Annotated in this window: 9 protein-coding genes; 2 read left to right on the top strand and 7 right to left on the bottom strand. The window is 74.6% G+C overall.

Annotated features, from left to right (window positions below; genetic code table 11):
- Positions 1 to 139 precede the first annotated feature (139 nt).
- Positions 140 to 1,096: a DNA-3-methyladenine glycosylase family protein gene (locus tag ACFE67_RS01630; protein ID WP_375405125.1), complete on the bottom strand. Its 957-nt coding sequence runs from the start codon at positions 1,094 to 1,096 to the stop codon at positions 140 to 142.
- 100 nt (positions 1,097 to 1,196) lie between these two features.
- Between ACFE67_RS01630 and ACFE67_RS01625 the strand changes: the two genes are divergently transcribed.
- Entirely contained in the window at positions 1,197 to 1,685 is a 489-nt protein-coding gene (locus ACFE67_RS01625) for a pyridoxamine 5'-phosphate oxidase family protein (RefSeq protein WP_375405124.1), read from the top strand.
- Positions 1,686 to 1,687: 2 nt separating this feature from the next.
- Positions 1,688 to 2,623 carry a zinc-binding dehydrogenase gene (locus ACFE67_RS01620; protein ID WP_375405123.1) on the top strand — a complete coding sequence of 312 codons (936 nt, stop codon included), beginning with the start codon at positions 1,688 to 1,690 and terminating at the stop codon, positions 2,621 to 2,623.
- Between the two features lie 190 nt (positions 2,624 to 2,813).
- On the opposite strand, the gene ACFE67_RS01615 is transcribed toward ACFE67_RS01620, so the two are convergent.
- From ACFE67_RS01615 to hemQ, 6 genes are read right to left on the bottom strand one after another with little or no spacing between them, the layout of a single operon-like run.
- A complete protein-coding gene (locus ACFE67_RS01615) occupies positions 2,814 to 4,226 on the bottom strand; it encodes a glutamate-1-semialdehyde 2,1-aminomutase (protein WP_375405122.1) in 1,413 nt (470 codons plus the stop codon).
- Entirely contained in the window at positions 4,208 to 5,185 is a 978-nt protein-coding gene (hemB, locus tag ACFE67_RS01610; protein WP_375405121.1) for a porphobilinogen synthase, read from the bottom strand. The genes ACFE67_RS01615 and hemB overlap by 19 nt, the downstream gene beginning before the upstream one ends.
- The gene (locus ACFE67_RS01605; protein ID WP_375405120.1) at positions 5,182 to 5,970 is read right to left on the bottom strand and encodes a uroporphyrinogen-III synthase; all 789 of its coding nucleotides are present in this window, start codon (positions 5,968 to 5,970) and stop codon (positions 5,182 to 5,184) included. The genes hemB and ACFE67_RS01605 overlap by 4 nt, the downstream gene beginning before the upstream one ends.
- A complete protein-coding gene (hemC, locus tag ACFE67_RS01600; protein ID WP_375405119.1) occupies positions 5,967 to 6,908 on the bottom strand; it encodes a hydroxymethylbilane synthase in 942 nt (313 codons plus the stop codon). The genes ACFE67_RS01605 and hemC overlap by 4 nt, the downstream gene beginning before the upstream one ends.
- Positions 6,905 to 8,080 carry a ferrochelatase gene (locus tag ACFE67_RS01595; RefSeq protein ID WP_375405118.1) on the bottom strand — a complete coding sequence of 392 codons (1,176 nt, stop codon included), beginning with the start codon at positions 8,078 to 8,080 and terminating at the stop codon, positions 6,905 to 6,907. Before ACFE67_RS01595 ends, hemC begins: the two co-directional genes overlap by 4 nt.
- Positions 8,077 to 8,739 carry a hydrogen peroxide-dependent heme synthase gene (gene hemQ, locus ACFE67_RS01590; RefSeq protein WP_375405117.1) on the bottom strand — a complete coding sequence of 221 codons (663 nt, stop codon included), beginning with the start codon at positions 8,737 to 8,739 and terminating at the stop codon, positions 8,077 to 8,079. The genes ACFE67_RS01595 and hemQ overlap by 4 nt, the downstream gene beginning before the upstream one ends.
- Positions 8,740 to 8,834: the final 95 nt, after the last annotated feature.

Genomic DNA, 8,834 nt, shown 5'->3' with positions numbered 1-8,834 from the left:
CCTCCCTCCGGCGCAGCTCACCTCCCCGACCCGCCCCGCCGTCTGACCACTTTTCGCCGTTCAGGCTGGTTTCGACGCCACGCCGTTCGAGGGCGCGCCTGATGCGGCGCGTCGCGAAACGGGCCTGATCCGCGAAAAGTCAGTGGAAGCGGTGATCCTGCGGGGCCAGGCGCTGGGCGCGGCGGGGGACGGCGACGCCCGAGGCGACGATCAGGCGCATCACCCGCTGCCGGTCGCCGCGCCAGGGCTCGAGCAGCTCGAGCATCCCCGCGTCGTCGACCTTCTCGCCGATCAGCGCGGTGCCGACGATGCCGGGCAGGTGCAGGTCGCCGAAGCTCGGCGCGTCCGGGTCGCCGTGCGAGCGCTGGGTCGTCTCGGCCGAGGTCCAGATGCCGACGCCCGGCACGCTCCTGAGCCGCTTCGCGACCTCCGCACCACCGCGGCCGAGCGCGAGGGTGCGCTCGAGGCCGGGTCCCACCGCGGTCGCCGCCATCACCGCGGCGGACCGCTTCGGGTCGACACCGGCGCGATGCCAGTCCCAGGAGGGGATGCGCCGCCAGGTCTGCACGGGCGGCGGCACCCGCATGCCGTCCGGCGCGGGTCCGGGCGCCGCCTCGCCGTGGCGCCGGATCAGCCAGGCCCACGCGCGATGCGCGTCGACGGTCGCGACCTTCTGCTCGAGGATCGCGGCGACGAGCATCTCGACGACCTGCCGGCACCGGGTGAGTCGCAGGCCGGGGTGCCGCCGATGCGTCTCGGCGAGCAGCGGCACGGCCGCGACGTCGAGCCCGCTCCAGTCGTCGCCCGCGCCGAGCAGCTCGGGCACGCCGTCGATCGCCCACTCGGCGCCGTCGCCCCAGGCGTAGGCGTGGACCGAGCCGTCGGCGTGCTGGGCGAGCCGCAGCGTCGCACCGCCTGCCGGCGTCCTGACGGTCCTCCAGACGACGGGACAGTCGATCTCCCGCCGGAAGGTGGGGTCGCCCGCGCCGCGTCGCAGCACCCGGACCGTGGCGAGCAGCTCGACCGGCTCGGCGGGCGCGTAGACGGTCCGCACCGCCGGCGACCCGTGGGCCGCCGGGATCGCTGTCCCCCGCACGGGAACAGCATAAGAACCACAGCGGTGTCGTTCGACGTCGGTGCGGATCCCCGTCGACCGGTCCAGCGACTGTCGAGGCTCCCCGACTAGCGTCCGGCGAATGGCGACGACAGACGAGCTCGAGCAGCTCCAGGTACTCATCGGCAAGGCCCGGATCGGGATCATCACGACCGTGAACGAGGAGGGGCACCTCGTGAGCCGCCCGATGGCGGTGAAGGAGCGCGAGTTCGACGGCGACCTCTGGTTCTTCACCGAGGACCCGTCCCACAAGACGGACGAGATCCGCTCGAACCCGCAGGTCAACGTCGCGCTCGAGTCGGGCAAGGGGTGGGTGTCGCTCGCCGGCGAGGCGGAGATCGTCACGGATGCCGCGAAGATCGACGAGCTCTGGGACACCGGAGCGCAGGCGTGGTTCGAGCAGGGCAGGGCCGACCCGAAGGTCGCACTGCTCAAGGTCACCGCCCACACGGCGGAGTACTGGGCGAGCGACGACCCGAAGCCGCTCGTGCTGCTGAAGTACGTGAAGGCCGCGGTGACAGGAGGCCGTCCGAGCGTCGGCGAGGCGCGGATCGTGGACCTCGACTCCTGAGCATGCGCGCCCTGGTCGCGACCGAGAAGGGCGTCCCCGCCTCCCTCGCGGAGCACCCCGATCCGGAGGGCACGGTCCTCACCGGGATGTGGTCGTCGCTCAACTACAAGGACGCCCTCGCCCTGGCCGGGCGCCCCGGCGTGCTCCGGGCGCTCCCGCTGGTGCCGGGCATCGACGTGGTCGGCCGCGGCGCCGACGGCGAGGTGCTCGTCGTGACAGGGACCGGGCTCGGTGAGCGGCGGGACGGCGGCCTCGCCGAACGGACCGCCATCGACGCGTCGACCGCCGTGCGGGTGCCGGACGTGTTCTCACCGAGGCAGGCCGCCGCGATCGGGACGGCCGGCGTCACCGCCGCGCTCGCCGTCCTCGCGCTGGAGCGCGCGGGCCCGCCCGGCGGCCCGGTCCTCGTGACCGGCGCCGGCGGAGGGGTCGGCGGGTTCACGATCGCCCTGCTGGCGGCCGCCGGCGTGGAGGTGCACGCCGCGACCGGCCGCGCGGCGACGATCGGCGACCACCTCCGAGGGCTCGGCGCCACGGAGGTCGTCGACCGCCTCCCCGCGGAACCGGGTCGTCCGCTGCAGTCGGCGCGGTGGGCTGGCGTCGTCGACTCGGTGGGCGGCGGGGCCCTCGTGAACGCGATCGCGCAGACGGTCCCGGGCGGGATCGTCGCCGCGTGCGGGCTCGCCGGCTCCCCCGACCTGCCCGGCACGGTGCTGCCGTTCATCCTGCGCGGCGTCACGCTCGCCGGGATCTTCTCGGTCGATCTGCTCCCATCCGTCCGGACCGAGGCCTGGGACCTGCTCGCGGCCCGGATCGACGGTGACGTCGTCGACCGGCTGATCGAGCGCACGGTGACGCTCCAGGAGGCGCCGGCCGCCGCCGCCGACGTGCTCGCCGGCCGGGTGCGGGGCCGCGTCGTGGTCGACCTCGAGCGGTGAGCGCCCAGGTGCGGGTCGTGCCCACGACCGCCGACCGGTTCGCGCTCGTCGAGCACGCGCTCACGGGCGGCGGCGACGGCGCCTCCTGCTGGTGCGGAGGGGGAGCCCGGAGGCGCCCACCCGGTAACGCGGACTTGCCACTGGATGCCCCGAATCGGCGTTCAGAAGGGCGTCGAGTGGCAAGTCCGCGTCAGGCACGAGGGGTCGCGGCGGCCGCGGCTCGGGCGGCCGCGGGGAGGGCCTCCTCCACGCGGCTCAGCGCCCGGTCGTCGTGCGCGGCGGTCAGGAACCACGCCTCGAAGACCGACGGCGGCAGGCTGACGCCCTGCTCCAGCAGCGCGTGGAAGAACGGCGCGTGCCGCCACGCCTCCTGCGCCCGGACCTCGTCGTAATCGCGCGGCGGGGCGGTCAGCCCGAACGCGACGCTGAACAGGTTGCCCGCCCGGCCGATCGCGTGCTGCACGCCCGCCTCCGACAGCGCGCCGGTGACCGCGGCGACGACCCGGTCCGCCGCGGCATCGACGCGCGCGTAGACGGCGTCGTCGGCCGCACGCAGGGTGGCGAGGCCCGCAGCCACGGCGAGCGGGTTCCCGGAGAGGGTGCCCGCCTGGTAGACGGGACCGAGGGGGGCGAGCAGATCCATCACCGAGGCACGGCCGCCGAGGGCCGCGAGCGGCAGCCCTCCGCCGATGACCTTGCCGAAGGCGATCAGGTCGACGTCGACGGCGCCGGCGGGGTCGAGCGCCCACCAGCCGCCCGCGTGCACGCGGAAGCCGGTCAGCACCTCGTCCAGGATGACGAGGGCGCCGTGCGCGTGCGCGACGTCGACGAGCACGCGGTTGAACCCGGCGTCCGGAGCGACGACGCCCATGTTCGCGGCCGCCGCCTCCGTGATCACCGCGGCGATCCGGCCGGGGTGGCGCTCGAACGCCAGGCGCAGCGCGGACTCGTCGTTGTACGGCAGCACGAGCGTCTGCGCGGCGATCTCGGCGGGCACGCCGGCGGAGGAGGGCAGCGCGAGCGTCGCGACGCCCGACCCGGCATCCGCGAGCAGGCCGTCGGAGTGCCCGTGGTAGTGCCCGGCGAACTTCACGATCAGCGGCCGGTCGGTCGCGCCGCGCGCGAGCCGCACCGCGGTCATCGTCGCCTCGGTGCCGGTCGACACGAGCCGGAGGCGCTCGATCGGGGAGCGGCCGTCGCGGTGCACGCGCTCGTGCACGAGCTCGGCCAGCTCCACCTCGCCCTCCGTCGGGGCGCCGAAGGACAGCCCGCGATCCGCCGCCGCCTTCACCGCCGCCACCACGGCGGGGTTGCCGTGCCCGAGCAGCGCGGGACCCCAGCTCGCGACGAGGTCGACGTACTCCCGGTCCTCCGCGTCGTAGACGTAGGGACCGGAGGCGCGCCGGATGAAGCGGGGCGCGCCGCCGACGGACCGGTAGGCGCGGACGGGGGAGTTGACGCCGCCGGGGATCCGCCGCTGCGCGCGCTCGAAGAGGCGCGCGTTGCCGTCGAACGCCTCCTGCACCGGCGCCACCGCGCCTTCCGCATCCGGCGCGTCCGCGAGATGCGCCCCCGCGGTCGAGGTCACCGGGTCCGCAGCCATCCCGCCACCTCCGCAGCCCAGTAGGTGAGCACCGCGTCGGCTCCGGCGCGGCGGATCGCGGTGATGGACTCGAGGATCGTGCGATCGCGGTCGATCCAGCCGTTGGCGGCGGCGGCCTCGATCATCGCGTACTCGCCCGACACCTGGTACGCCCACACCGGCACGGGGCTTGCGGCCGCGACGTCGGCCAGCACGTCGAGGTAGAACGACGCGGGCTTGACCATCACGACGTCCGCGCCCTCCTCGATGTCGAGGACGGCCTCCCGGCGCCCCTCCCGCCGGTTCGCCGGGTCGAGCTGGTAGGTCCGGCGGTCGCCCTGCAGCGTCGACTCGACCGCGTCTCGGAACGGCCCGTACAGCGACGAGGCGTACTTCGCCGAGTAGGCCAGCACCAGCACGTCCGCCCGGCCGGCGCCGTCGAGCGCCGCGCGCACCGCCGCGACCTGGCCGTCCATCATCCCGGACAGCCCGAGCATCCGCGATCCGGCGGCGGCCTGCGCCAGCGCCATCTCCTGGTAGCGGAGGAGGGTCGCGTCGTTGTCGACCGAGCCGTCGGCCGCCAGCACGCCGCAGTGGCCGTGGTCCGTGAACTCGTCGAGGCACAGGTCGGTCTGCACGACCAGCGCGTCGCCGACCTCCTCCGCCACCGCGCGGGTGGCGACGTTCAGGATGCCGTCCGGGTCGGTGCCGCCCGAGCCGACCGCGTCGCGGGTCTCGGGAACGCCGTAGAGCATCACCCCGCCGACGCCGGTCTCCGCCGCGGCGGTGACCGCGCGGCGCAGGCTGTCGATCGAGTGGTGCTGCACGCCGGGCATCGACTCGATCGCCCTCGGCTCGGCGAGGCCCTCGCGCACGAACATCGGCAGCACCAGCTGGGCGGGATCCAGGCGGGTCTCGGCGACGAGTCGACGGACCGCGGACGTCTGCCGGAGGCGTCGGGGCCGGATCACCTGGGTCATTGCAGCGGTCCCTGCACCGATCGGTGCGCGGCGAGCTCTTCGAGGGTGTCGATGAGCGATTCGCTGCTGCGCGAGCGGGCGACGAGATCGACGCGGAGGCCGGCGGCCTCGGCGTCGACGGCGGTCCGGGGTCCGATGCACGCGATCACGGTCCGCGACGGCACGAGGCCGATCTGCACGGAGATCTGGTTCGCGACGCTGCCCGAGGTGATCAGGATGGCGTCGAACTGTCCGGACGCGACCGCGGCGACCGTGTCCGGCGCGATCGGCACGCCGACGGTGCGGTAGGCGATGACGGAGTCGACGTCGTGCCCGGCGGCCCGGAGCCCGTCGGTGAGCACGGGCTTCGCGATGTCGCTGCGCAGCGCGAGGATCCGCAGGGGCACGATGCCATCGGTCGCCTCGGACCACTCCGCGAGCAGCCCGCTCGCCGAGTTGTCCCGGCGCGGCACGAAGTCGACGCCGTATCCCGCCGCGCCGAGCGCCGCCGCGGTGGTCTCGCCCACAGCGGCGATGCGGGTGCGTTCGGGGATCTCGACCCGGTGCGCGGCGAGCACGTCGACCGTGGTGGCGCTCGTGACCGACATCCAGTCGTACTCGCCGGCCGCGAGGCGCGCGACCGCCTCGTTCAGCGCCGGCTCGTCGGCGGTGCCGGCGAAGTTGATGGAGGGGGCGACGACCGGGACCGCGCCGCGGGACCGCAGCTCGGCTGCGACGCCGTGACCCCACGGACCCCCGCGGGGCACGAGCACGCGCCACCCGCGCAGCGGCTTCGTCGTCGTCACGACGCCGCTCCGAGCGGTGCGAGCCGCGCCGCACCGGCGTCGAGCAGCTCCCTCGTCAGGTCCTCGGCGGCGGCGATGAGGGCAGCCGCTCGGCCCCCAGCGGGGTAGTCGACCGCGCGACGGCGGTCGAGCCGCTCGCGGCCGCCGGGCCGGTGCACGCTCGCCCACAGCACGGCGTGCGTCGCGCCGACCTCGCTGGCGACGCCGATCGGTGCCGCGCAGCCCGCTTCGAGCAGCCCGAGCACGCGGCGCTCGGCGATCGCGCCGTCGGCGGCCGCTGGGTCGGTCAGCGCCTCGACGATCCTGCCCAGGCCCGTCGCGGGGTCCGCGTCCGCCTCCCGCACCTCGAGCGCGAGCGCACCCTGGCCGGCTGCGGTGGGCCAGGCGTCGAGCGGCAGCACCTCCGTCACCGCGTCGAGCCGGCCGAGTCGCGCCAGCCCCGCCCGGGACAGCACGACCGCATCGAGGTGCCCGTCCCGGACCTGGCGGAGGCGGGTGTCGACGTTGCCCCTGAGGTCGACGACCTGCAGATCGGGTCGTCGGTCGAGCAGCTGCGCGACCCGTCTGGGCGACCCGGTGCCGACCACGGCACCGGGAGGCAGCGCTTGGAGTCCGAGCCCGTCCCGGGCGCAGAGCGCGTCGCGGGCGTCCTCCCGCTGCGGGATCCCCGCGACGACGAGCCCGGGGGCGGGAGCGATGGGCAGGTCCTTCAGGGAGTGCACGACGAGGTCGACGTCGCCGGCCGTGAGGGCCGTGCGCAGGGCACCGGCGAAGACGCCGGTGCCGCCGATCTGCGCGAGCGACGCCTTCGAGACGTCGCCGACGGTGGTCACCGTGACCAGCTCGCAGTGCTCGCCGAGCATCGCGATGGCGTCGCGGACGAGCCCGGCCTGGGCGAGCGCGAGCGCGCTCCCCCTGGTGCCGAGCCGCACCGTCACGGGAGAAGACCCGCTACCGCGGGCCGGAAGCCCAGGCGCGCGTTCTCACAGCAACCGCGCCGGCAGACGTCGTACCAGGGCCCGAGGCCCGTCTCGCGCGTGCGGGCGGAGGGAGGCGTCCCGTGCACGCGCTCGAGGACGAGGTCGACGAGCCCGGCGACGTACGCCGGGTCGACGCCGGGGGTCGGGGTGCGCACGGAGACGATCCCGAGCTCCTGCGCCGTCTCCGTCGCCTCCTCGTCGAGATCCCACATGACCTCCATGTGGTCGGAGACGAAGCCGAGCGGCACGAGGAGCACCGCCCGGATGCCGTCGGCGGCGAGCTGCCGCAGCGCGTCGTTCACGTCGGGCTCGAGCCACGGCTGGGTCGGCGGGCCGCTGCGGGACTGGAAGACGAGATCCCAGGGCACGTCGCGCCCGGCGCGCGCCATCACGACCTCCGCGACGGCGCGGTGCTGAGCCGCGTAGGCGCCGCCCTCGCCGAAGCCGCGGGCGGCGGGACCGCTTCGATCGGCGTCGCCCGTCGGGATCGAGTGCGTGCAGAACAGCACGTGCGCCTGCGTGGCGAGGTCGATACCCGGCACGCGCTGCTCGAGCTCGCGCAGCCCGTCCTCGACACCGGCGACGAACGGCCCCACGAACCCGGGGTGGTCGAAGTACTGCCCCACCTTGTCGATCACCATCGTGTCGGCGAGCCCGGTGGCGTCGAGCTCGCGCGCGAAGTCCTCCCGGTACTGGCGGCAGGAGGAGTAGGAGCTGTACGCGCTGGTGGCGACCGCGATCAGGCGCGTCGACCCGGCTTCGGCCGCCTCGCGCAGCGTGTCCGCCAGGTAGGGGCCCCAGTTCCGGTTGCCCCAGTAGACCGGCAGGTCCACGCCTCGTGCGGCCAGCTCGGTCTCGAGCGCCGCCTTCAGCGCGCGGTTCTGCGCGTTGATGGGGGACACGCCACCGAAGTGCCGGTAGTGGTGGGCGACCTCCTCGAGGCGCTCGTCCGGGATGCCGCGGCCCCGCGTGACGTTGCGGAGGAACGGGATGACGTCGTCCTGCCCCTCGGGCCCGCCGAAGCTCGCGAGCAGGATCCCGTCGTAGTCGACGGGTTCGGTCACGTACTCCGGTCCGGAGGAAGCGGGCTCGCTCGCGTTCCGGACGGCGTTCAGGTTGACGATGGTCATGACAGCACCTCGGGCAGCTCGTCGAGGCCGATTCGGCGGCCGGTGAAGAACGGGGTCTCCTCGTTCACGTGCAGACGCGCCTCCGTCGCCCGGAGCGCGCGCATCATGTCGACCAGATCGGTCAGCGAATCGGACTCCATCGGGAGGATCCACTCGTAGTCGCCGAGCGCGAACGCGGCCACGGTGTTGGCGACGACCGAGGTGAAGGCCGCACCCTTCCTGCCGTGGTCGGCGAGCATGCGCCTGCGGTCCTCCTCCGGCAGCACGTACCAGTCGTACCCGCGGACGAACGGATAGACCGACAGCCAGTCGCGAGCCCGCTCACCGCGCAGGAACCCGGGCACGTGGCTCGTCGAGAACTCCGCATCCCGGTGCACGCCGAGCGCGCTCCAGGTCGGCAGAAGGGGGGCGATGAGCGCGGTTCTGCGGATCCGGCGCAGCGCGCTCTGCAGCGCAGCCGCGTCGTCACCGTGCAGCCAGAACATGACGTCGGCGTCCGAGCGGAGGCCCGACACGTCGTACACGCCGCGCGTCGTGACGCCCTGCCCCTCGAGGTCGGCGATCACGGTCTTCAGGTGGTCGGCGGACACGTCTCCGGGCACCTGGCCCGAGGTCGCTCTGCGGAACACGGCCCAGAGGGCCCAGCCGCCGTTCGTCATCGCGCAGTCCTTGCTGGCAGCAGTGCAGGCGTCGTATGCGGGCTGCTGCGACCCGCGCGACGGGCGGCGCACGGTTCGCACCTCCGGAGGCGCCA

Origin of the sequence: uncultured Amnibacterium sp., from assembly GCF_964244015.1 — a bacterium.
Taxonomy (GTDB): domain Bacteria; phylum Actinomycetota; class Actinomycetes; order Actinomycetales; family Microbacteriaceae; genus Amnibacterium.
This window is presented reverse-complemented; position numbering and strand designations above follow the sequence as displayed.

Bases quoted from the DNA above. Each gene is read 5' to 3' on its own strand.
- ACFE67_RS01620 (WP_375405123.1), top strand. From the start codon at position 1,688: ATGCGCGCCCTGGTCGCGACCGAGAAGGGCGTCCCCGCCTCCCTCGCG.
- ACFE67_RS01615 (WP_375405122.1), bottom strand. From the start codon at position 4,226: ATGGCTGCGGACCCGGTGACCTCGACCGCGGGGGCGCATCTCGCGGAC.
- ACFE67_RS01625 (WP_375405124.1), top strand. From the start codon at position 1,197: ATGGCGACGACAGACGAGCTCGAGCAGCTCCAGGTACTCATCGGCAAG.
- hemB (WP_375405121.1), bottom strand. From the start codon at position 5,185: ATGACCCAGGTGATCCGGCCCCGACGCCTCCGGCAGACGTCCGCGGTC.
- ACFE67_RS01595 (WP_375405118.1), bottom strand. From the start codon at position 8,080: ATGACCATCGTCAACCTGAACGCCGTCCGGAACGCGAGCGAGCCCGCT.
- hemQ (WP_375405117.1), bottom strand. From the start codon at position 8,739: ATGACGAACGGCGGCTGGGCCCTCTGGGCCGTGTTCCGCAGAGCGACC.